The organism is Rhizobium sp. 05N430 (genome assembly GCF_056396985.1).
The window spans coordinates 1-23,668 of record NZ_JBFTMO010000011.1 but is presented as its reverse complement, the minus strand read 5'-3'; the positions used below and the strand labels follow the sequence as shown (position 1 = coordinate 23,668).

Genomic DNA, 23,668 nt, shown 5'->3' with positions numbered 1-23,668 from the left:
TTTAAATCCGAATGAACATGTCCTCACCAGGTTTTGGCTGGCTTCAATCGGGACGCGAAGGATGAGACTATCTTAGCGTTTTGGCGCTTGATGGTGCCGCAGATCGCGACTCCTCTTCGTTTTCTTGATGGTCCGTCTGCACTCGCTTTACCGCAACTGCGCCTACGCCAAGCGCTTTAATGACAGATAGCTCACTCCCCTGAGAAGCAACCCTCTTCTGCAAAGCTGCAAAGTCGCCGCAGAATTCTGTCTCTGCTGCGACGTCAGCATTCCTGTCAGTAGGACTAGCTGCGTCAACAAAACCAACGGTTCGGAGTTGCATGTTAGTTCCTGGGTTGCCCCCTAGTTCTATGCCGTAGCTCGAAGACTTGCTGCTCCTAAGCACAATTCTACCGTTCTCAACCCAGGCGGTCTCCATTCCTGGGTTCACCTGATAGCCCAGCTCCGCTAAGCCGTCGAGAACGACACGTCGTCTGTCCGCCTCGGTGCGGTCCTTCACGAACTGCTCCAGCGCGGCCCGCGCTGTGGCTGTAACTTCGCTCAGGGCTGCGGCGCTCGCGTTTGCCTCTCGCAGCGCGGTAATCTCAGACAACAGCGCCAAAAAAGTATCGCCGGCTGTTGAAGCATGCAACTGTGCTTCTAGCGAATTAAGTTCCTCCCAAGCGTTGGCGTCGGCGACCGCTGCCCATCGAGCGTCAGCGATATCGGCGGCCAAACTATCGAGGATTAGCGATCGACGAGCCGAGTAATCGGAAACTGCAAGATTGAACCTTTCCTGGAGGCCGTTGGCCCGGGATGGGTCTATAGCTCGTAATTCTTCTAACCTGCGCTCAACGTTCAGCAGAGCGGGGTCGTGATCGGCGGAGATATCGTTCAACTCCATCCACTGCGCGAGAGTAGTGTCGTCCGAGCCATCGCTCAGTTTCTTTGCAAGGTCAAGTTGGTTTGCAGTCGGCCCCGTCGTAGCACTTTGCGGTGCCAAGAGCGCGAGTGCAGAGTTCGCCACAGCTTGTAGAGCGTCCTGAGACAGATTCTTTGCATCGGCCATACCAGCAAGCAATGGAATACCCCGCTGCTGCAGGGTCGCCGTTAACGCTTCAACAGCTCTCAGACGTCGACGATCCTGCCGCCGACCTTCGGCGGCCTTCTCTGCCGCGCGTTCAATGCGTTTTGCCATGTCCATCTTGAGGAAGCCAACTTCCAGGGGCACTTGCCGCCGGATCTCGCCAAATTCATCGCGAGCCAGCAGCTCATGCATTGTGGCGACGCGTCGCTCAGCCAGGCGAATGTCCTCGGCCTCGATCACGTCATTGCGATTGCCAACCCGCTTCCAGTTTTCGAGCGCAGCGGCGAGGGAGGCTATTTGACCTTGCGCTATCACCTTTAGCTCCTCGCGGGTGACAACGCGTACGACCTTAGGCCCACTCATTCAGCTGCCTCCCGAAAAATCGTGGATTGAACGACCTGGCGCAGACGCTCTTTCTCCTCGCTTCGATTGTGGTACCAACCTTGCGAGGAGATCCGGTGTATAACCGGAATGGAGCGACCAAGAACGGACGGCCGCCAGATTTCACGAGCCCTAGCGCTTTCCAGGATTGGATGGCGGGGCGCATCACACTCAATAGCCAATCCATAGAGTCCAGTCTTCGGATCTTGGATAGCGAAGTCCAAACTGAACGCACTTCCATCGCTGACTTGGTCGACTGAAACGCCAAGCTGCTTCAGGTAGTCAGCAACCGATGCTGCGAAGCCATCGAGATCGCCAGCTTCCCTGTTCCGGGAGCTGCCGCGTTCGGTCTGCATCCGGTCCAAAAGCGTCCGTCCGTTCTGGAAATCGCCGTCCGACATAGACCTGGCGTATTCCAGATAACCTTGCAGATAATCTCTGGGAATGGCTGGCTTTCGCCTCGCGCTGAGCATGTCTGATACATCGCCGATGGGCATCGATGTGACCATGATCACCTTCTGCCTTGCGCGAGTAACAGCGACATTGAGGCGGCGCTCGCCTCCGCGTTGACCAAGAACGCCGAAGTTTCTTCGGAAGCTCCCTTGAGCATTCTTTCCGAACGTAGATGAAAATACTATGTAATCGCGCTCGTCGCCCTGGACATTTTCGACGTTCTTAACGAAGAAGCCAACGTCTTCTCCTCGCTCAACACGATCGCGCTCTCGAGCCACTGTCGTCCGAAACCACTCATCCGTCTCAGCACGTGCTTCGATGATTTCTTCGATAAGGTCGGCTTGCTTTCGGTTGAAGGTGACGACGCCAACCGTTGGCACAGGTCCTGGTTTTGCCCAGATCTCCGCCAGAACATCAACGACCTTCCGAGCCTCAATGTCATTCGTTTGATCGGTGTAGATGCCGTCCGCCCGAACGACCTCGATGGGCTTTTTGCGAAGTATCTCTTCATCGGGGTGACGAACCGGCACGCTGAGGCGGTTGCCATAGAATGAGCTGTTGGAAAAGCCGATCAGCTCACGATACGCGGATCGATAATGGATTTGCAGCGTTGTCGTGGGTAGAACGGACTTGCCAAGTTGTAGGAGGTCTGGGCAGTCCTTGATCTCCCTACGGTTCCAGTTCTCATTGTAGGTTTCGCGCTCCACCTCCGTTGCATCTTCGTCTAACTCATCGCCGTCGAAGATATCGGCTTCATCATTCTCAACTCGGCTGGCGAAAAACGCTGTAGGCGGCATTTGTTTTTCATCGCCGCTGATAATCACGATCTCGCCGCGGAAGAGGGTCGGCAATGCGTATTCGACGGGCATCTGCGATGCTTCGTCGTATATGACCGTATCGAACAGGTTCTTTCGCAGCGGCAATACGCGGCTTGCCACATCCGGGTTCATCAACCATACCGGCCGGAGTTCCATGAGGCCGAGATCCGGGCCCTTTTCAAGAAATTCGCGAAGCCTCTGCGCTCTCTGTCCGCGCAGCCTCGTGATCGCTTCCCACTCCCGCGCCGATGCAAGCCGCGTGGGATCAATACCTGACGTCAGCAATTGACGGTTAGCACGACGCATCCCTTGCTCAGCTTCTCCGACGGAACGAACCTTAGCCTCAAGCTCGGCAGCTTCGTAGAGCAGGCGAGGATCTGTACCCTCAAGCCGTGTCTTCCACGCCAACAACGCTTCTCGCTTGATAACGCGCCGCACTTCGCCGTCCAAGTCGGCGGGGGACATTGTGTCGAGAACGTCTTGCCGTTGGCGCAGCAGGCTAAAGAATTCTAACGCGTGTGGAGGCAGGCCTCCCAACCTGGTGCGGAAGCGCTGGAAAGCTTCTAAGGTGGGACGCATTGCGAGGATAGCGGCTATGGCGCCCCCGTTTTGACCGTCTGCTTCGATGGTCCGGAGACGTTCCTCGGCCCACTTGGCGTCACACCATTGCGAAAGGTTCGCAAGCGCAGCGCGGCTGAACTGTTTTGCCTCGTGACGCTCGAAGCCCTGGAAAACGGTCGACCGGAACTCGTCGTACTTATCGCTTCTAGCAGTAGCGATCGCCTGGAAGACGTAAGCTTGCATCGGAAATTGCGAAAGACGTCGAACAAGCGCCTGAACATTGCTCACGGCGTCCGCGCGATATTGTGCTATCGCAGCGAGGTCCACCGCCGCAAGGTCGTCGGAGATCACATGAGCTTCGCCAAAAGGATCCAATGCTGCGGTCAGACCGCGCCGAAGTGGTCGTAGTTGATGCTCCCAGTTGAGCGCGGTCTCGAATGCTGGGAAATCAACAGGCAGGTTATGGGAGAGGAGGAAGTCTCTGGCCCTACGAGAACGCAACCATTGGAACGGATTGATCTTTGCCAGGAATGATTGCGTCCCTGTCAGGTGCGCGATCGCTTCAATCCATTGAAGAAGCTCAGCGTCAGAAAGGCCAATTGCGTGTACGCGAAATGCTTCCGTCGGAGCAGCCCCCCGGATCTCAGCTATCCCCGAAACAATACGGCGTAACTCACGTTCGCCTTTAGCTGCTGGGCTGGTTGTCGGGTCCCCAAAGCATAATTTGTACCATCTCGCCAGTTCGTTTCTGTCTTCCTGCCCTAGATCGGTGAAATGACCGTCATGCTCGTTGAACCAGGCGCGATAAGGATTGGGATCGTCAATGGCGAGGGCCGCAGTCGTGCGATCAAAGACCAGATGCCGCTCGGTCTCGCTTGCAACGAACGCATTCCAGTCATCATCGAATGCTGCAACGTTGGCCGCGTCGGCATTAAATTGCTTCAGGGCGGCGAGGGCATTTCCCTCAAACCTCGCTGGTAGCCAGTACCTCGCTTGCGGGCCACAAGCTTCGGCAAGATCAGAAATCTCATGGGGCGATCGAGGTCCAAGGATCCTTCGTGCTGAAGGCAGATCGAGCGGTGCATTCGGCGTCTCCAGCTCGATAAGGTCGCCGAGCATCCCGCGATAGCTTAAGCCACTGTGTTCGTCGATCGTGTGAAGCGCGGAATGATGGCCATTCAAATCGTTTTCGACGGTTTCGATCCGTGTTGCGAGCGTCTGGCGGTCGCGCATCCAATGGGTGCTTGATCTGTATGTATGAAGTGACTCCAATTGCTCTCGCACAGCCTGGATGATTGGCTCACGGTCGCGATTGATGTCTGTCACCATGAATATTCGGTCTTCGAGGCCTTCCGCCTCAAGACGCTTCTTGACGACCTCCAATGCAGCCTGCTTTTGGCAAACAAGGAGTAGGCTCTTCTTCCGCCCAATGGCGTCGGCAACCATGTTGACGATTGTCTGGCTCTTGCCAGTACCTGGAGGACCCTCGATCAGCAAGCCAGGGCCATGCCGGGCTTCGATGACCGCAGCTTCTTGCGACGGGTCGCTGGCAACGGTGAAATAGCGATCGAGTTCCGTCGGCTGTTCTCGCTGTTCGGCAACTGGGGGCTCGTCCGAAACCTTCAATGCGGTTTCGAGGGCGGTTCCACTGAGTTGCTTCCCCTTGAGCTGCCTTAGGTCTTCAACGATTGCCTGCCCCATGTACGCAAGGTGGAACAGCACAGCCGAGCAGCTGATGAGATCCTGGTTGAATTCGGCGTCAGTGTCCTTGCCTGGTAGTTTTGAGAGCGACCGGCTTTCAATCTTCTTGGCCAAGCCGCCGAAGCCGTCGACCACATCTGCCGCAGTCAGCGTCGAGCGGCCTAGCAGATCGTTTGCTGCCTCCTGCCAACGCCGCGTAGCATCGATACCGATCATGCCTTCGAAGGCAGGGTTCAACCTGACCTCATCGCGATCTCTGTCAAACGATATTGTCGCGTGGCCCCGATTGCCGACTTCTGGCATGACCTTAACCGGCCAAAGGAGGATGGGCGCAATCTTAGGCTTTCGTCGGTCGTCACCGTGGACCAAGAACGGAAAGCCCAAATACAATCCGTCGATGCCGGTGTCGCGCTTGTAGAGCGTCGCGTGTGCGTATAGCGATCTTATGCGGCGCTCGAGCGTCTCAGACCCCATAAAGGCCGCAGGATCAAGGTCTTCGCCCCGATCCGTGCGAGCAAGGATCAAGTCAAGCAGCGCCGCGGCTGGCTTTCGCTCAGTTCCGAGCTCGGTGAGGTCTACCCGTGGAGTGGTTTTTCCGATTACCATGCGGGTGAGCGGACCACGCAAGATGCTTCCGGAAATCTTCTTCGAAAAATATTCGAGCAGCGTCGAGACATAATTTTGCTTCGGCGGCTCCAACCAATGTTCCGGGGGGACCGATAGAAGGACTAGAGACCGATCGAGGCTGATGCGACGATCCAAGCGAAATTGGTCAGCCCATTCATCGACACGTTCGATACCACACCGGGCAAATCCTTGGAGGCGCTGGTCGATCAGCGCTTGGAGGTCTCGGCGTGAACGGTTCAATAGTTCCCGCGCCTGGTGGTCATCAAAGGAAACGACGCCGGCACGTTCTGCTGTGGCAGATGCTTCCTCGATAATTTCGTCAACGGTCCTGAACTGACCGACGTCCGCCGACAGCAAAAGGATAAAGTCTTCGTCAGTTGTCTGGCGCCGCTCGACAAGTGAATTTAGACCGGGATGGTCGGTGTCAGGCAGAATACGCCGCTTCTCCGCCCATAGCGCTGCAAGCCTAGCCTTCGAGCTAGATAGGAGTTGGATCTGCAGATCTTCCTCGTTGAGCGTGATAGAGAATTGACGAGCCTTCTCTCGGACCGATATTCCGCGCTGCTTAAGTCTTTGAAGCCACTCCTCGGCGCCAAGTCGGGACAGGATGTCTCCAGATGGACCGAAAATTAGATCGGTGCCTTCTGCTGGGTGATCAAGCAACCAGCCTGGCGTAACGATGTTCCCTTTCACAATAAGGGGCATTGCTGGGTAGAGGATTTTCAGCGCCATCGACAATCGCAGATCGTCCGACAAGGCTTCAGTGTGGGCAAGGCGTCGCAGGGCCGCTTGCACCGCGTCATCAAATCCGGAATCCTCGGCCCAAGCTGCGATCACTCCCCGCGCAGCCTGATTGCGTGCTTCGTCCCAGTTGCCCGGTTCTGCCGCAGCCAGGGCATATGTTGACGCGCGAGTGAACTGTCGGCCTGAAAGCGATATAAAAGCTTTGCCGGCAGCGTCCGTCTCAAGAAGCGCTTCAGCGGGGAGATCGACATGTTCACCGGCCCACCATGCCCGGACCTCATTCCACTGCCAACGCTCACGATGGTCGCGAGCCAGCAAGCCCTTCAGCAAGCGGTCGATCGCTGGATCAAGACCTTCCGGTATTGTGACTCCTTTAGTCAGAACGTGGATGAGAAACGCCTGCTGGTTTATGCCTTCGAAACAGGCCCCACCGGTAGCGATCTCCAACGCGATCATGCCAAGGCTCCACCAATCCGATGCTGCGGCGACGCCTCCCGCGATCGCTTCGGGAGCCATGTACCGGGTCGTCTCAAGTGGGGCGACGATATCAAGGTCGTAGTCCGACAAGCGGGCCGAGCCAAACCCTGTGACGACTAGGTCCAACGGCTGCAAGGTCCTGACTAGAATGTTTGCCGGCGTTATGTCTCGGTGGCGAAGTCCAGCTTGYGCGAAGGAACCAAGCGCCTTGCCAATCTCGAAGACAACTGTTCTCAATAGTTCCAGGTTAGAGCCGTCAAACCGTGCGTCGGCAACCGTCCCGCCAGTGATCTGTTCACTGATTTCATATGCCCGCTCGCTCCAACGGCCGACATCATAAATCCGTGGCAAGTGGTCCTCTGGCATGTTGCGGATCGCATCATAGACCGCCGGGTCCGGCTCAGAGCCGTCGGCATAAATAGTTGCGACGGCTTGCGTCCCATCACCGCTTCTGATTGCTAAGTACCGCTGCCTTACCGCACTCGTAGACGGCAATTGGCTTTCGAGGCTCCATCCATCGATGACGGTAACGTCTACCAAGGGTGGCTCTGACGTCTCAGGGACAGGGCGAGTAGCAGCACCCGGCATCTCGGCATCGACTTCCGCGCCGCAAACCATGCAGATAAGATCACCGTCATCCACATCATGGCCGTTTGGGCAAAACCTTGTGGTACTGGCGTCATCGGCCTGCACGGCAGTCGAAGGCAAGGGTACAGAAGGGTTGCCAGCCTCCCGCACCGCGACCGAGCTTAGATCCCAGTTGCAGGTCGATCCGTCATCGAGAGTACCTTCGCAATAGAATTCGCTGAGGGGGCGCTCGGTTTGGCAATTTGGGCAAAATCTGATCATCGTCTTGTCTCGTCGCCATGAGAGCGATCTTGGGTCGTAGTGATTTTGTGATGTTTCAAGGACAGCAGCGATTTTAATTTTTCGAAGTCGCCTTTACCAGGGATCCCCGCCAGCCACACGTCGCCGGAAGGCTCGACCATAATATCGAACCACCGGTCGTTGTCGTCGTATTCTCGCTCAAAGCTAGCGAAGCGACTGTGACCTAGCGCTGTCAGCAAAGTCAGCCGCTGATTGTCGCTGCCCCGAAGCGCTTTCGTTTGCGGAGCCTCGATCAGGTACGGGTCGCTAATGATCGCGTCAATGAGGTCAGGAAGGCGCGAAAGAATAGGCTGAACGCGCTCGAGTGGATGACCTGTGTAAACCAGGATGTCCGCATCGCTCCCGGCTTTCAGCCCAGTCACCAGCTCCACCAACGCGTCAGGCTGGTCGAACGGCTCGCCGCCTGAGATCGTCACACCATTTGCGTCACTCAGCCAACCTTTGGCGGCGTCCAGGACCTCTGCCACCGATGTGGTCCCTCGCCCAGGCGCCCAAGTGTCGGCTGATATGCATGCGGGGCAGCGTATCGAGCAGCCTTGAAACCAGATCCCAACCCGCTTCCCCGGCCCAAGTGTGGTGATTGGATAGTGAAGACGAGATATCGAGATCGCTGTCATAGCGGCTACTCGCGCGACAACGCGAGGGTTGTAACCGCGCCCGCTGAGACCGAGTCAATCCGAAAGGAACCAGCAATTGCTCCGGTATCGAACAACGCACGCGAAAGGGGATTAGCAAGGTGGGCTTCAACCATGTTTCGAACGCCGCGGCCGCCGTTCGAGAGATCACGCAAGCAGAGGATTTTAAGAGCTGATCGAGCTTCGTCGGTGATCGAAATGGAAAAACCAATCGTCTTCGTGCTCTCCAGCAGATTTGCTACCATTCCCTCAAAGATTTCTTCAGCGATGGGGGGCCGAATGAAATCGAACACAATGACGTTCTCACCGATGCGGTTCAGAATCTCGGGTCGATTGAGGTTTAGCTTAAAGTGCCGCTCGATTTCGTCGCGAACCTTCGTGACCACGACTCCGTGGGGCTCGTCCTGCGAAACATTTTGGATTCGAGCCCCGGCCGCGTCTGTCCGGTAAATCCCAAGGTTTGATGTGAAAAGGATGACTGCCTCCGAAAAATAGACCCGATCCCCGCGGCCAGAGGTTAGAACACCGTCGTCCAGAACCTGCAGGAACTTGTCCAAAATGCGGGGATGAGCCTTCTCAATCTCGTCAAAAAGCACGACACTGAAAGGCTTCTCGCGGATAGCGTTGGTCAACTCACCGCCGGCATCGTAACCAACATAACCGGGTGGCGCACCAATCAAGCGCTGGTCTGCATGCTCGGCGCTGAATTCAGACATGTCGAACCGAATGTAGGCTGACTCGTCGCCAAAAAGCAGGCTGGTGATGGTCTTTGCGAGTTCGGTCTTGCCAACGCCGGTTGGTCCAGCGAGGAAAGCCACTCCGCGAGGTCGGCCGTTGGTCGAAGAACGCCCGATGCCTGTCACTGCTCGCTTGACGATATCGAGCATGTGGACGATCGCATGATCCTGACCTTTGACGCGAGATCGAACATAGGCCTCGGCGCCCACGATCTTTTCGCGGTCAATCGATCGCCATGGATCGTCGGTAACCCCAACTTTGTACCGGCGGATCGCGTCAGCAATCTCTCCGACTTTCAGCCCTTCGTTTCGACCGAGCTGGGCTATCGCGTTCATATCCGAAAGCAACAGCCCTTCGGTCAGGTTTACGAAGGCTGACGCTGATTTTGCCGCGACCTCTTCTGAGGCCGTCGAGGCATCAGGGAGAGCCTTGAGGAGAGTTCGAGCAAGCGATTTCCGCGTGACGCTGTCAGGGACCGCTACGGGAATATTGCGTAGCTTTGGGTTGTCCACTGTCAACCAGTCCGGAAGATCAGACTCTCGCTCGGCTATCCAAATAATCGTGTTGAAAAAAGGCTTCCGCGATGGTCCAAACGGTCTAGCCTGGGCGTTGTGGCAAGCAATCTGAGCCTGTGTGAACATGGCGTGTTCGGCGGCTGTCAATGCATCCGGGCGGTTGATAAGTCTGGACGCGAAATCGACGATCAGAGCAGCAGGCTCGCCGGCCGAGGCCACAAAGCTGCCCAACGTACTGCCCAGCACCTCAAGACCCAGGTTTCGAGGGTTCTCGGTGCCGAGCCCATTTCTAGACATCACATCCGCGACGCTACCCCCATCGCCAAGCAGGCTGAAGCCGGAGACCGGCGCAAACTGGATGACGTCTTTGTATCCTTGATCAAGCAACTCACGCTGGAGGCAAAGTGCGAGGGGGAGGGGTGCTACTCGGCCTGGCGATAGTTCGTAAGCTTGCAAGTCTTTGACGTTGCCCGACAGGACAAACTGGCTTTTGAGAGGAAGAAAGCGAACCAGGTCGCGAAGCCATCGAGGTTTTGTGGACACTGAACCGTTCAATCACATGCAGGGGGCGTTGCTTCGAACTTAGATCACAGGTTGAGTGTCAAGAGAATAAAAAGTTCAGGAAACCACATAAAAAGTCCGCCAGTTGCCACTGCGTCGAAGTTATCGTTGGCAGGCGCAATCAGATTGGAGTGCAAGGAAGACAGATCATCGAAATGTGGCTAATAGGCGAGCCATGATCAGTAAGATTCCATCTTGGGTTTTTGGCCTGGCAGCCGGCGCCATTGCGTTAATCGTCGTTCTTCCGCTGCAAGGTGCGGCTACGTGTGAGGACGGCTCAAGTTCGTCTTCGATTGGACGATCAGGCGCATGCTCCCATCACGGGGGCGTGGACAGGCCTTTTCCCTGGCCGTTCTTATTCGCGGTTGGTACGGGCATCTGGGTTGGCACCAAGATATCGTCGCGAAGAGGGCAAGCAAAAAACGACGCAAAATTTCGGGCATCTGTGGCACGGCCGGCCGAGCCCACTTCGACAAAGGGGAGAGCGACCCCGGCCGAATCCGCGGTCAATGAGGATCTCGTAGCCAAGACAGCCGAAGGCGAGGCAAATACCAAGGCGTACCTCGCGCGTTATTTTGCGTCTAACCACAGGCGCGTGACCGAAAAGCGGCCGCCGCCTAAGTTCTGACAGCGCGGCTACGGTCTGCCAGAGAAACCTGAATACGATTAGGCAATCCTAGTGTGACGCCACCGCTTTAGCTTCGTGATCGCGCTCTCCAACACCTCCAAGGGCCCTGTCGCACTGAATACTATCCTCCTCGCTTCGCCTGGCTCCAGCTTCAGCATCCCGCCTCCCAACGGATGACCCTCCAATTCGCAACTGAGTTTGGTGATGGGCGAGGACCACGCTTTCAGCGCCCGCGCCGCAGTCTGGTAATCCTGGACATGTACCGCAAGCAGACTGTTGGTGCAGGAGGCACCCAACTCGTTCTTAGCTAATTGAACGGTTGCCCCGGACATATACTGCAAGAAGAAGTCGGGGCGCGTTACGCCCGGGACCGTGAACCAAGACTGGCGAATGCGGCATTTGTAGCGTGCGCGAGCCAGCAGTCCCGCATCGGAGGCCAGGTAATCCGCTACGCCTTGGGGGAGGGGACACGCTGGCGGGATACGAAGCAGGAAACAGGGTTGGTCGGCTTGAACCCACTGATCGAAGAGAAAGCTGTCTACAGTACCGTCTATGAGGTTTTGGCCACGTCTTACGGTGGGAACGAGGAAGTCTTCAGGGATGCCAAGCTCTTTTATCTCAGAGGGGCGGAGGTGAAAAAAGTCGTTGTCGCCCGTAACGTAACCGATACCAACCGTTGCGAAATCACCGAGCCGAACCGCGTCAGCTTCGCGCGTTGCGCTTAAGTAAGCCTCTTGACCCTCCAAAGATAGAATTAGTGGCCTGAGCCGGCCGCGCCAGTTTGCCAGTATTTCTTTCCAATCGACGGCCTGATCGGCAGGTGGGGGTATCAAACAGGCTTCGAAGCGTTCCAACGCGGTGAAATGAACACGACCAGTGTGTCCTCCTCGTCCATCGCAATATAATAGCCAACAATCCTCCGAGAGGCGCGGGAATAGTTTTTCGCGGATGGCAACAACGTGCACATGCGCGAAGCTTCGTAGCAGATACTCAATCATCAATGTGGCGTAGGGTGCATGCCCGATTTCCGCTGGCACCACAAATGCCATCCGACCACCGCGCTCCAGCAGGGAGGCGGTTGCGATAACAAACGAAGCCCATGACGAGCTTAGTCCCACGAGCTGAACACCCTCTCTTTCGCATATGGATTGCGCCGACTGCTTCTCGATACCCTTAAAATTCTGGTAGCGGATGAAAGGAGGATTTCCAGCGGCACATGGAAAACGCTCGACGGTCGTGGAGGCCCAGCTGAAAAACTCGCAATTGTCGATCTCGGCGTTCGGTAGCGTCTGTTTTGCCTGCCAAGCAGCGTAAGGTTCTCGCTCAATTCCGCGACAGCGCGTGTGGTGTTTGAGAATTGAACCGTCGCCACATGACGGTTCCAGCAGTTTATCGCCAGGGCTGCGAATAACCCAATTTACGAGAGAGCGTGCGACGTGGTCAGGCGTGAAGAATTGGCCAGCCGCTTTTCCAACAGGGGCCGAAGGCAGAATGAAATTCATGAGAGATCATCGAATGCGATAATCTTATTGTTCAGGCGGCATCAGCTGAGCGCAAGCGGAAAAAGGACGCGGGGTGGACCCATCGTAAGTGGAGCTGCGGAGTGCTGTCCGGCAGTAAACGAAACCAAGCTTGGAATTTTATCCTTGGGCGAGTGACGAACCTGATGGACCCACAGAAGCAAGAATGGCCATTGAGGGGCTGCAAGCATTTCGGCTTGGTCCGTTGGTAGGCTCAAGCGAACTGACGAGCGTCGTCGAGTTGTCGAGTTTTTTGGCTTCGGCCAAGATAGTCGCGGACAGGTGTGAAAAGCGCTCGCGGGCTCTTTTCAGCACGGCGGCGTTGGCGATGGGCTGCTCTATGACGGCATCTAGCGATCGCGTCACGCGTCGAGCAGCGTGTCGCAATTTGCTTGGCGCTGCCTCTTCGAAAGTAATTGCTGCGGCCAGCGCAAACATGGCGCGATAGCTGCTAGCTGCGCGGGCGCGTTCGAGCCAATCGGCGTAAAGCTCTCTCATGTTCAGTAAATGGTCGAGCTACCGAAAAAGTCTCAATTTGTTTCGCGGTGAGCTCGTTCAACGTTAATGTGTTGTTAACACTACATTAGGTGCTGCTGTTTAAAGATGACTTTCGGGAGTGGGGGTTGCTGGTTCCGTATCTTCGATCTCGGCTTCCAACTCGTACTTCTCGATCTCAGCTATTTGCTCGTCGATCCGGCCCGACCGCAGGAGAACATCAATGCAGCTTTGCCACACGAAGCGGAATCCCTCTCCCTGGGGCGTGAGGACGCCTCTCTTCGAAACAAATTCGCCGCTCGTCAGCGACGCGATCGCGCACTGCAACACCATCATCGCTGCCAAATCGTCCACCGACCACCCAAGTTCTCGACAATAGCGCTTGGCAATGGCGGGGTTTTGCTCAGCACTCCAACGCGCCGTCTCAACGTTGGCACGCAAAGCGCTGACCTCATATTCCGTCCGGCCGATGCAGCCATTTTGGAAGCTCTTAAGTGCCTCGACCAACTGAGGACCTGGGTCTATGGCGTCGAGCTTTTCGAACAGGTTATCTAGCGACATTACAAGCATCCTGCTGTTGAGACGGCGCAAGGTGCGTACCTCACCGCAAATGCGCGAACAATAGGTCGAGGTATCTGGTTTCGCGATGCAGTCTCACGCTGCGACATCTTGACCGGCCTCTGCCGCATGCGTCGGTTGACCGCAATATGCAACTATACGTGAGTATAGTTGGTTCGAAAACTTGCGGCGAGCTAGTCGGTTATGTTCGGAGCTGGATAACGAGGCTAGGAGCATATTCTCCTGATGGCGGGGTATCTGGAGATGTGCTCGAAATGCCGTCGGCCGCGACAACAGTATCGCGATACAACTTCCTCCCCTCTTTTTGATCGGTTTTCCGTGCATCTTATGATTGTTTTTTAAATGCGGTATAGTAGTCTTACTTTTGGAGGGGCGAATGAACTACAAGACCGTTTATCTCACCGGTGCGCCCGCGGCCGGCAAAAGCACAACGACACGCCTGATATCAGAGCGAATCCCGGGCCTCCTTATTTGGGAATACGGGAAGCGCCTAACTGACTACGTCCGAGATCGTGGAATCGTCGAGGATCAATCCGATGTCCGGCGACTCTCTAGTGGCGTGATCACTCCGGAAGATGTCGCCGAAATGGACCGACAGCTTTTGCAGTTCGTCTCCGACAATCGCGCAACGGCGCCAATAATTATCGACAGCCACCCGGTAACGAAGGAGGCGTTTGGCTTCCGGATAACCGCGTTTTCCCAGGACCAGATCCGCACGCTCGCTCCTGATGAGATCTGGGTTCTCTACACTGCTCCCGAAATTGCTGTGCAACGGATTGGAAATGATCCAGCTGGCCGACCGCAGATCGACGAAGAGCAAGCTCGAATGCACACTTCGCTGCAAGCGTCCGTCGCGGCCAACTACGGGATAATTGTCGGCAAGCCGGTCTATCTGTTCGACTCTTCGGGCGAGCAAGAGCAACTCGTTGATCGGTTAGCGGCGCGTCTAGCATAATATCCCATCGTTGCAATTTGAGGCCCAAATGCGTGAGCGTGTAGATCTCCATAAAGCCATAAACGCGGTATCTGACGTTGTCCAAAACCGCCCTCGACCACTTAGAGACTTCGATCAAATTCACATGAAAACCGGGGATATGGTTGTCCAGAGCGAAATTGTAGCGGACTGGGCCGATGGCAAGCGGTTGGCATTCATTGGAGATGGTGACGCCGTAAGCGTCGCGGTGGCGTATCTGAAGATTCGCGAGGTCCTGGCATTTGGACCATCTCGAATTATGGTTTTTGATTTTGACGAGCGGACCGTAAACGCAGTCAAGCGCTTCGCTGACAAAGAGCGCTTAACTCATCTCGACGCGCAGCTATACAATGTCCTGGATCCGTTTCCGGAGCCCGGAGCGTACGACTGCTTCTACACCAACCCTCCGTGGGGAGCCTCGAACAATGGTGAGAGCGTGAATGTTTTCGTGGAACGAGGAATCGAAGCAGTCGGTTATCAGGGGGACGGCCTGATTGTAATTGCGGACGATGACGATCGCGATTGGGCAAAAAACGTCCTCGCCAACGTACAAGCATTCTCTTCTCGGAGCGGCTTTTACGTATCCCGGATGCAAAGGAAATTGCATGAGTATCATCTTGATGATGACCCGCTGCTAAGATCCTGCAACCTTTTTGTCAGCGCGGTTCCTGGTAACGGTGATCGCGTAACACCCAGCGTAGCCACCGACAAATCTCGTTTTCAGAATTTCTATGGAAATGCGCAGGAGCCGAAGGTTAAATACGTCCGCGAGCTCAAGCGACCGGACTACGGCAAAGCACCAGATGATGAATACAGGCTCGAACTTCTAGGGGATCAGAATGGATAATATCATCAAGCCAGGCGCCGGCATACTGTACATGAAAGTTGGTACCCACGCGCAGGAGACGCTTGAAGATATTATCAAGCGCAAAGCCGAAGAAATTAAGCAAGAAGGCTTCGGTATGTGGGGGTACGGTGGAAACACCTGCCATCCGACCTCTATGGTCCAACCGTTCGCCAACGAGTTCGCAACTGCCGGTCAACCAATTCATCTTTGCATGGAGGCGATGGAGTCCAAACACTTCGCGGAGCCGCTCTGTGCAAAAGAGTATTCCTCGGATGGCATAAACTGGAAGGAAATTCCTCCAAAAATCGAGGTCCGGGGGTCAAGATTTGCGCTCATGATCGATGAGATCCTCGAATGCGAGCTCAAGCTTCCCCTCAACCAAACCAAAGTCCAGGTAGGGAGGAGCATTGGTCGCCTGGGCACCCGCTACATCAAAGGTCGGGTTGATAAGGCATGTTTGAAAGTCTTGGATACGCCGGAATTGTTGAACGAAGACGAACCTTCTAAGGAACGTCCAATTAGCCTTGTTGCTGAGCTGAAATCGCCTTACGCCGTGTTCCTGCGCGGCTTTAGAGGGCAACCGTAATTTCGTATTCCGGGCAGAGCAAATCCGGGATCCAAACTCTTATGGCGTCGGTGTAGCTCTTCAACCCTTCAACTACGGAAGCTAGCGGTGGGCTAGTAGTGTTTGAGCAGGAAAAGCACACCGCAACGGATTTGTCGATTTTGGGCTCCCGACAAACCCTGTGGCGAAACTTTGACAGCCCAACAATCGATAGGACAGAATGAACCAGCTGCTCCAAGCAAGCGATGGAGCGCGGAGGCAAGACAAGGTTCATTTCTCCGATGGCGCGAAGCGCTCGTTTATCACCAGTGATCATCAGACTGGCGCCACGATAATGCAAAATAGCCAGGAGCTGACTTTCGCCGCTGTCGAGATCTAAGGAACGTTCGACTGCCATCTCTTCGAGCTGGGCAGCAAATTCGATCTCTTCCGGCGTCGGTTCAATTTCCGAGACGACTGGGTGGAGTTTTTCCCATTCTTGCCTCAACTGATCAGGATAGTTGATATCTCTAGCACGCTGGACCCGTCTCGATACAGCAAACTTCGAAACCCTCAACATAGAAGGCGTGGTCTGAAGGGCATCAAGGATTCCCGCGAACTCGCGGACCGAGCTGTACGCGCATGTCTTCAGCGCGATGTCGTTGTCGACCAAGACGATATCAGTCATCGCCGCCAAACATTACGTTCTGAAGAAATTCCGCCGATTCTTCCGTGAGAGCGTCAAAATTCAGCTGATTTCGAGCTATCATGTTCACTTCTTGCCAGACCGGCTTGCTCGTTGTGTAAATATATCGAAGCGATGCCATTGCTACAGGCCAACGGTCGGTGCGATGTGCTAGGCAGAGCGCCAGGCTTCCTGGCTCAATTCGATGACGCTGGCCGGCATCAAGCGCCGCGTTAGCGAGCATTGGCGCGTTGTAACTCTCCGTACTTGTGGTGATTTGCGGATCTGGCGTCCCCGTGAGAAGCGTAATCGCATACTCATCGGCCTGTTCCTCCTGCGGATCGACCGTTTCTCGATCTTCGTCGTCGTCCATATCAACGAGAGCCACTGAGTTTGCGAGGTGACCCAACATGACATGCCCGAGTTCGTGTGCCAGCGTAAATGCTACCGGAGCAGGGTACGTGGCATCGCGGCCCAATAGGATGGCGTATCGTCCCTTGTCTTCAACCACCATCGCATGCATCGATTTCTGCTCAAGCGGAAAAACGCGCAGGTGGATGGTCGGTATGCCTATCGCCCAGCCGAACGAAATCAGGGATTGGAGATCAACATAGTTCGAGGCTTTCAGCACGGCGCTGCGAAGTGTAAGCGGATCGACGCTCGGCGGCGGTCCTCCTTGAATTGCCTGCAGCAGCAGCCGGCCGACAGTTACTCCAAACGAGGACAAAGCATCCTGTCGAAGCTGATCCTTCGTAGCGAGATGTTTGAAGCGAGCCCTGTCCTTCCAGACAAACTCGACGCGTTCGCCCAACAACGGGCGAGGACTGAGCCCAAGCTTGCGAGCCAATGTGAACCGAAGCTCAGTTCGCCCGGACGGGCTGCTATCCAGATCATCCGACCACCACGATGGCCACGCGGCATCAATGGCACTGTCACTGATACCAGCGCCTTTTAGCTCCTGCCGAAGTCGCTTCGCCTCTGACGTCATTTCCGCCTTTCGACCATATGCAAAACCCTAGAACAGGCCGAGTTGCCGATTGGTGTCCGGAATGCGCACGGTTTTTTCTCGGATATCAGAAACGTAGTCTGCCCAGTCCGACACTGAAAGTGAACCTGATCTAGCATAAAGCTTCAGCTGGCTATCGGAAAGCTGGACAGGGTCCGTCAGGCGAACCCAATATCCGTCGGTGAGCGTCGCCTCCACATTCGCTTCGTACTCGGCAACCGGATTGTCGGCTACCGACGGTGTCAGCAGGGCCGTAACCTGTGAAGCGCCAATAGCGCCCCCGTTGACGCCCGCGTTCCGATAACCACGATGGTTGAATGGTTTCCCCTTCACGATCGCCAGCGGCTCATGAGACTGACACATCAACGCAAAATGCTTGGACTTGCGAACCCCGCTGCCACTGTCGCCACGGCTGGTAACCAGAATAGAAGGGGGGATAGGTCGCTCGTTGCCGTGCTGGTCCACATACTTGCGCCAAGCAACAACGCTAGCCGGGGCAGCGTCATGCGCCTTCGGCTTGCCTTTCATGATGGAGAAGACCATGGGAACAGCCACTTCCATGCGAGCTAGTGGAGCGATCATTGTAGACGGCGCATTGCCCACTCCCCAGAAGAACAGGCCTCCGTTGGCGAGGCGCTCATTTTCCTTACGGGCGATAATATGATCGAGCGGTTGACCAGCTTCGCTTTGCATCCGTGACCAACAGACATATTTTCCGATCATTGGTCGCTCCTTGGCAGACGGGGAGGGAGACTCTAAGCTCTTCGCTATGCATTCTCTCACCTGCCGAACTTGCACGGGCCTGATCCCAACTCAACCACTCATCGAACACAACCAGGATGTAGGCGTGGAAAACCAGACAAACTTGTGGAGGAACAGTTCCCTGACTCGACAAATCAATTATAGAACAAATAGAGAACATAGCAAGGGTGGCTGCGCTTTCCATTGACGAAGAGAAAGCGTTGCCTTCTTCGTCAGGGGCTGGGAGCTGTAAAATTTGACCTTTGGCCGCAAAGCTCCGCATCGACTTGGCGAAGAGCTTGCTTGGCATGAACAGCGTTGAGATCGGCTCCGACGCGAAAGTCCATCGCCTTTTCGACACGGGCTTCCAGAGCGGGTTCGTGATCGAAACCTATAGTTCGGTTACGATGCATGCTTTCGAGCTCTTCTACTTCCACGCAGAAATCAATTGCCGGATCAGGGTGGTGGCCGAAGCGGCCAAGCCGTTCCTCTGAGTGTTCCATTCCAAGTCTCAATGGGGACGCAGTAGAGTAAGGGTTGCCGAGAACTCCATCGGCGTCAACCGGTCAGTAGACAAACTGGAAACTGGCGCAACGGCGGGCGATCTGGAGATCGTGATCCTGCCTAGCGATGGTCTCCCCGGCTTCATCCGCGCGAATTCAGCCAGGCGGTGGGTCCGACAGCCTTATGGCTCAGGATTGCGGAAGGTTGGCCATTGACGGCGTAGCGCGTACTGTTCTTAAATCCCACGGGGCTACACAGATAACTTAAAGGCGAACGGTCTTCAAACCTTGGGGACGGCAAGCGGCATAGACAGCCCCTTATAAATCAGTATCAACGGCTGGATGAAGCTGCCTCTGAAAGCGACACGCCTTTCGCGGCCTACGAGGGCTTTCGATCTGCGATGGTCACGTCGCTCACCCAAGACTTGTCATCCAGGAGCGACGTAATCGCATTTGCCGAGCGGGCAAAAAGCCGTTTCGCCGAGATTTTGGCAGTCGGCGGGAACTGAGGAAGTCCTCGTTGACTGCCACTTGTTTTTTAAGTCGCACTTGCAGTTGAACTGTCACGCCATATCCGGTCACTTTCGAAATGGCGGCCTTGATCCCCTCATGCGCATCGGACACGACGAGTTTGACGCCGCGCAGGCCACGCCTAGTCAGCTTTCGCAGAAACTCGACCCAGATCGCCTCGGCTTCGGATGTGCCGATCTTCATGCCGAGCACCTCGCGTCGGCCGTCAGTGTTGACGCCGACGGCGATGATCACGGCGACGGAAACGATGCGCCCGCCGCGCCCGACCTTGAGGTTTGAGTGCCAAGCCACAGGCTTTCAGACACTTTCTGCTGCGCATTCTACTCAAACAAAAGTAGCAGTATGTTTAGCGGCCCACGCGCCATCCCAAAATTATGACCTCGTGATCTTAGGTCCGAGGTATAGGATTTTAAGTTGATCCGCCGGTGCAGGAACGGGCCATTCGAAATGCAAGCGGAAATATCGGTGGCTTATCTTACCGTGCCAATGGGCAAAAATAGATCGGGTCGGATCGAGTGGGTCTGGGAACGTCATATCGGCCGAAAAGGCCTCCCGATTGGTAGCAGATTCCCCAGTGAATAGGGCTCGTTCTCCATGGAACGTCTGTTTTACAATCTCTTTTGCACGGTCACCTTCTTGGCCGTTTCGCCGATCTGCCATGTATTCATTCAAAAATTGCAGAAGTACGTAGAAACGGTCCCTTATGATGCTGTCGAACGGTTCACGGGCAAGCATGGGGTTCAAAAAAATTGAATCGGGGACAATGAGATGCGGAAAGCGAGATCGCGCTTGAGAGACCATCTCGGCCCAGTTTGTTGCAAGCGGCGCAACCCGCGCTATCCCGTCAACCAGATCCGATACACCGACGTAATTGTCGATGTGGTATTCTGCAAACGGAGCATCAGCAAACCCATGCAAAACCGCTAGCGGCGAGCCTGAGAAGTCGGTCATGCCTCCCGGAATACTCAGTGAGGCGACATCTTCGCCTGCCTTCGATCGTCGTGCTGCTTCTCCAAGCCCGCCGTCAGTGACGTCAATCTCCCTGCAATAGAAAAGGTCGTCGATTTCGGCTTGGCGATCACTTTCGATAAAGGGACCCTGATTTGCGACCCATGACATGACCGCCGTGCGAAGTGGGTGCCGCCCCCAAGCGAGTACAGCATTCCTGAACGTTATAGCGTTCGAGACGTGGCGTTCTGGTAGCCCCTGCGTCGTTCTCATTTGCGCAATGATTGGTGATCGAGCGCGAGCTCGCATCAGTTCTTCAATCCAGCTACGAAAGCCGTCAACGTGTTCAAACTGACCCTGGACTGATGCATCGTTAAGAAACAGTCTCATACCGGTCAATTCCATCCAGCGAGCCGTGCGAGGTCTTTCTCACCTTGGTCGAAGAAGCCGTCCGGCCACTCGTGGATCGCTCCATCCTGACCAATTGCGGGCGACGTGACGCCGTGCTGTTCGCGTGTGGCGCCCGCAAAGAAGTGGATAGCCGCGTCGGAGGCAGGCATAAGTTGGTCCTTGATTGCGAGTCGAAGACCATTGAGCAAATGATCGCTATGGGATTCAATGATGATCTGCACCCCCTTGCTTGCGAAATAAGCAAGCATACGCCCCATCGCCGACTGGGCAGATGGATGAAGATGAGACTCGGGACTATCGATGATCAGAACTTGATTTGCGGTTGCGGCCAATAGCGCCACGATAATAGGAAATGCATATGTGAAGCCGTATCCAATATTCGCGGGTCGTCGCCATTCGCCCAGATCCGACAGGCTAAATTCGAGATGATTTCTTGAGAACGACGCAGACGATTGGACGTTTGCCCGTGCTCCCGGAAAAAGAGACGCAAGCCACCAATCCACTTGGCGACGGAATGTCTCTCCGGCCTCGTCGATCTTACGGCCCTCTGGCGCGGGCTGGTCGGCGAGCTGGTCGAACCAATAGGGAGCGAAACGACCGTCATATCCGACGTCGATCTGCGTGGCACTGTCAGGCATAGGGAAACTATCTTCCGGTCCAGCCCTGACCGCGCCAAGATATGCAACGTGTCGCAACACATCTGCGCTCGTCGCACTAAGTTCCGGAGTGTCTCGCTTCCTCAAATCGACCGTACGTTCCCCGGACCGCAGTCCGATATCCCATTCGACCGTCTCGGAAAGAACCTTCAGAGAAAAACTCATTGCCCGCGCCTGATCCAGGTGAGCAATTTCGCCCGCAGTGCCGACTTTGACCAATCCCCCATTCAGCTGAAGCTTTTTGGGCTGGACAGATTCCCGATAGCTCTGAGCGAGCAGAAGAAGCGGTTGAAGAGCGCTAGACTTGCCTGCACCATTGAACCCCGTCAGCACTGTCAGCTTGCGAAATTCAAGGCGAAGTGCAGAGAAGCATTTGAAGCCCTCCAGACCGATGGCTCCAACGGGCAGGGGGGCCGAACTAAGAACACTCATGCTTGTACTTTCTGAATCGCCTTCAACATCATGCTGAAGCGTGTTCTCACCTGCTGGCTGCTGTTGGTGGAATACGTAATAGCGTGTGCAAAAGCGCTGTTGTTCACTAGACTAATGATTGAATTGCGGAGTTGATCCTTGTCCGCGCGGACGAGGCCCGTCAGGCCCATCATCGACACCGCGCAAACCTCAAACAGCGAGATGTTGATGACACTACGAGCCGCGCCCGGCCCGTTTGCGAGGGATTTTCGAAATGCATGATCGCCAAATAAATCTTTGTTTAGCTTCATCATCGCATCGAATCCTGTCCGGAGATCAGATCTCTCCGCCTCTGTTTTTGAGGCAAGAGCTGATAGACCTTGGGCAAGGAAGCTATCCATATCACTATTGTATTTCTCAGGCCCGAGAAGCGCGAAGGCAACAAAACGGTTGATCGCTTCTCTATCGCGCATAGTCCGAGTGTTGAGCGAGAAACCGGTAGCACTTTTGAACACGCTAGCCTCAGAGGCGTTTTTAAGCCAAGCGGTCGCCGGCCCATTGTAGAGCGCGTTACGCATTTGCTGCCGGGTGAGGGGCTCTCCGCTGTTAACGCGCTCGAAAATGTCGAGCTTCGCTCGTTCCGGAGCCTTGGCGTCCAGAATGTACATCGTTAGTGGGGTGTCCGCGATCCGCTCCTGTAGTGCTATGGGCAGTTCGCTATAAAGCTTCCCCTCCATGGGGTGCGGCTTGCTCGGGTCGCTAGAGCCGAGGCCTGTTATCCGAAATTGGTCTTTCAGGTAGCGAAAGAAGCTCGTCAGGCGCTGGAGGCCATCGACAACGATAATGCGTCCATCTTTCGCTTCCGCAACATAGAACACCGGGAGCGGGATCCTCATGATGCAGCTTTCGATCAGCTTCGATTGTTTTCCAAGAGGCCACACAAAGTCGCGCTGAAAATCAGGGTCTAGGATGTATCGCTTTTTTTCGATGCGATCCACAACGTCACCGACCGTTCGTGGCTCTGTTCGCACGAAAACGGCGTCGAGCGGATATTCGCCCCAACCGTCATCCAGAGGGTCATCCAAGCCTTCGGGGTTCTCAAAATCAGCGGTCATTGATATTGTATTCCGATACAACGTGCGGTTAGATGGATGGATATCAAATCGAGTTGCTAGAGTAAACGTTTCTAAATGCTCGCAATCCAATTTCGGCTATCCGGGTTTTTGTGTGGAATGGTGCTGTTAAGAAGCACTCCCACATTGTGCAAAATTCCGAACTACTGCGTCCGGCTTCGCGGCCGCCATCGGTCGGAATACCATACTGGTCTATGACCTGTGCGAAGGCGGACAACCGCATGCCCTGGCGCGACCGCGGGGGCATCGGTATCCGCCCTCGGGGCCGGTCGGGATGCGGGCGGCTATAGCCAATCTTTGCCGCTTTATGGGCCGCCGTGCTTTCATGGGGAGAGCGGTGTCATCTCCAGCTGCTTTGAGCGTCGCGAGATACCATGAGTTCGGCGGCGAGCGTCCGGAGCATCACTTTTCATGTCTTACATCATGAAGGCGTTCGACGGCTTTCAGGCGGAGCAAGCCTTCAGGCTGCATGCGGGGATGGTGCGTTGCCCGTGCATGAGTTCGACCGAAGCCAGTGGACTGCGAGTTCGAACGGTATCGCGGCGGCGTGCCGATCCGCGGCCATCTGCCGGGGTACGATAGGCAAGGCCATTGTTGCCGATAGGGTTATTGTGTCCGGGGCCAACGTTCAGCTTCCGCAGGACGGGGTGCTCGAAGAAGATCGTGGAGGCTACAATGTGAAGAAGCCGTTTGAAGCGTTCCCAGCCGGGTTGGCGGGAGCACACCCGGTTCTCTTTCGGTTTCTGAACTGCCCCCACTTTCGACCGGACACTCAGCATAAGCAGGAAGGCTCAAGCACAGGCTTGAGGATAAGCTTATGTCTAACGAGTTTCGACAGGTTGATCTGATGATCGGTGACGTCCGGCGGCGACGCTGGACAACGGAGCGCAAA

Annotated in this window: 17 protein-coding genes and 1 pseudogene; 4 read left to right on the top strand and 14 right to left on the bottom strand. The window is 55.5% G+C overall.

The annotated features are described in order from the left end of the window. Positions 1-67: 67 nt before the first annotated feature. The 7 genes from AC1DJO_RS20640 to AC1DJO_RS20610 all read right to left on the bottom strand — a co-directional run bounded on the left by AC1DJO_RS20640 (position 68) and on the right by AC1DJO_RS20610 (position 13,369). Complete coding sequence (locus AC1DJO_RS20640) at positions 68-1,429, bottom strand: hypothetical protein (protein WP_477972753.1); 1,362 nt, start codon at positions 1,427-1,429, stop codon at positions 68-70. Further along, positions 1,426-7,677 (bottom strand): AAA domain-containing protein, encoded by a 6,252-nt coding sequence (locus AC1DJO_RS20635; RefSeq protein ID WP_477972751.1) that lies wholly within the window; start codon positions 7,675-7,677, stop codon positions 1,426-1,428. Before AC1DJO_RS20635 ends, AC1DJO_RS20640 begins: the two co-directional genes overlap by 4 nt. Next, positions 7,674-8,333, bottom strand: a complete 660-nt coding sequence (locus AC1DJO_RS20630) for a 4Fe-4S single cluster domain-containing protein (protein WP_477972749.1) — start codon at positions 8,331-8,333, stop codon at positions 7,674-7,676. Before AC1DJO_RS20630 ends, AC1DJO_RS20635 begins: the two co-directional genes overlap by 4 nt. Positions 8,334-8,338: 5 nt before the next feature. Next, positions 8,339-10,147: an AAA family ATPase gene (locus AC1DJO_RS20625; RefSeq protein ID WP_477972747.1), complete on the bottom strand. Its 1,809-nt coding sequence runs from the start codon at positions 10,145-10,147 to the stop codon at positions 8,339-8,341. Positions 10,148-10,831: 684 nt separating this feature from the next. After that, positions 10,832-12,295 carry an N-6 DNA methylase gene (locus AC1DJO_RS20620; protein WP_477972745.1) on the bottom strand — a complete coding sequence of 488 codons (1,464 nt, stop codon included), beginning with the start codon at positions 12,293-12,295 and terminating at the stop codon, positions 10,832-10,834. 138 nt (positions 12,296-12,433) lie between these two features. Continuing rightward, complete coding sequence (locus AC1DJO_RS20615) at positions 12,434-12,811, bottom strand: hypothetical protein (RefSeq protein ID WP_477972743.1); 378 nt, start codon at positions 12,809-12,811, stop codon at positions 12,434-12,436. A 99-nt stretch (positions 12,812-12,910) separates the two neighbouring features. Next, positions 12,911-13,369: a hypothetical protein gene (locus AC1DJO_RS20610; RefSeq protein WP_477972741.1), complete on the bottom strand. Its 459-nt coding sequence runs from the start codon at positions 13,367-13,369 to the stop codon at positions 12,911-12,913. A gap of 394 nt (positions 13,370-13,763) precedes the next feature. Between AC1DJO_RS20610 and AC1DJO_RS20605 the strand changes: the two genes are divergently transcribed. From AC1DJO_RS20605 to AC1DJO_RS20595, 3 genes are read left to right on the top strand one after another with little or no spacing between them, the layout of a single operon-like run. Further along, a complete protein-coding gene (locus tag AC1DJO_RS20605) occupies positions 13,764-14,342 on the top strand; it encodes an AAA family ATPase (protein WP_477972739.1) in 579 nt (192 codons plus the stop codon). A gap of 28 nt (positions 14,343-14,370) precedes the next feature. Further along, positions 14,371-15,207 (top strand): bis-aminopropyl spermidine synthase family protein, encoded by an 837-nt coding sequence (locus AC1DJO_RS20600; protein WP_477972737.1) that lies wholly within the window; start codon positions 14,371-14,373, stop codon positions 15,205-15,207. Further along, positions 15,200-15,793 carry a hypothetical protein gene (locus AC1DJO_RS20595; RefSeq protein ID WP_477972735.1) on the top strand — a complete coding sequence of 198 codons (594 nt, stop codon included), beginning with the start codon at positions 15,200-15,202 and terminating at the stop codon, positions 15,791-15,793. Before AC1DJO_RS20600 ends, AC1DJO_RS20595 begins: the two co-directional genes overlap by 8 nt. Here the strand turns inward: AC1DJO_RS20595 and AC1DJO_RS20590 are convergent. The 3 genes from AC1DJO_RS20590 to AC1DJO_RS20580 are packed head-to-tail and all read right to left on the bottom strand — an operon-like array spanning position 15,777 to position 18,165. Next, positions 15,777-16,439: a hypothetical protein gene (locus tag AC1DJO_RS20590; RefSeq protein WP_477972733.1), complete on the bottom strand. Its 663-nt coding sequence runs from the start codon at positions 16,437-16,439 to the stop codon at positions 15,777-15,779. The genes AC1DJO_RS20595 and AC1DJO_RS20590 overlap by 17 nt on opposite strands. After that, positions 16,432-17,424 (bottom strand): ImmA/IrrE family metallo-endopeptidase, encoded by a 993-nt coding sequence (locus AC1DJO_RS20585; RefSeq protein ID WP_477972731.1) that lies wholly within the window; start codon positions 17,422-17,424, stop codon positions 16,432-16,434. The genes AC1DJO_RS20590 and AC1DJO_RS20585 overlap by 8 nt, the downstream gene beginning before the upstream one ends. Positions 17,425-17,451: 27 nt before the next feature. Continuing rightward, positions 17,452-18,165: a hypothetical protein gene (locus tag AC1DJO_RS20580; protein WP_477972729.1), complete on the bottom strand. Its 714-nt coding sequence runs from the start codon at positions 18,163-18,165 to the stop codon at positions 17,452-17,454. A 326-nt stretch (positions 18,166-18,491) separates the two neighbouring features. Here AC1DJO_RS20580 and AC1DJO_RS20575 point away from each other — a divergent pair, with 326 nt between their 5' ends. Then, positions 18,492-18,677 (top strand): hypothetical protein, encoded by a 186-nt coding sequence (locus tag AC1DJO_RS20575; RefSeq protein WP_477972727.1) that lies wholly within the window; start codon positions 18,492-18,494, stop codon positions 18,675-18,677. A gap of 588 nt (positions 18,678-19,265) precedes the next feature. Here AC1DJO_RS20575 and AC1DJO_RS20570 read toward each other — a convergent pair. From AC1DJO_RS20570 to AC1DJO_RS20555, 4 genes and pseudogenes are all read right to left on the bottom strand, one after another. Continuing rightward, positions 19,266-19,490, bottom strand: a pseudogene (locus AC1DJO_RS20570) (transposase); the annotation flags it as partial. A 99-nt stretch (positions 19,491-19,589) separates the two neighbouring features. Continuing rightward, positions 19,590-20,570 carry a hypothetical protein gene (locus AC1DJO_RS20565; protein ID WP_477972725.1) on the bottom strand — a complete coding sequence of 327 codons (981 nt, stop codon included), beginning with the start codon at positions 20,568-20,570 and terminating at the stop codon, positions 19,590-19,592. Next, positions 20,561-21,664, bottom strand: a complete 1,104-nt coding sequence (locus AC1DJO_RS20560) for an AAA family ATPase (RefSeq protein ID WP_477972723.1) — start codon at positions 21,662-21,664, stop codon at positions 20,561-20,563. The genes AC1DJO_RS20565 and AC1DJO_RS20560 overlap by 10 nt, the downstream gene beginning before the upstream one ends. Beyond that, positions 21,661-22,758, bottom strand: coding sequence for a DUF262 domain-containing protein (locus tag AC1DJO_RS20555; protein WP_477972721.1), 1,098 nt, complete (start codon positions 22,756-22,758; stop codon positions 21,661-21,663). The genes AC1DJO_RS20560 and AC1DJO_RS20555 overlap by 4 nt, the downstream gene beginning before the upstream one ends. Positions 22,759-23,668: the final 910 nt, after the last annotated feature.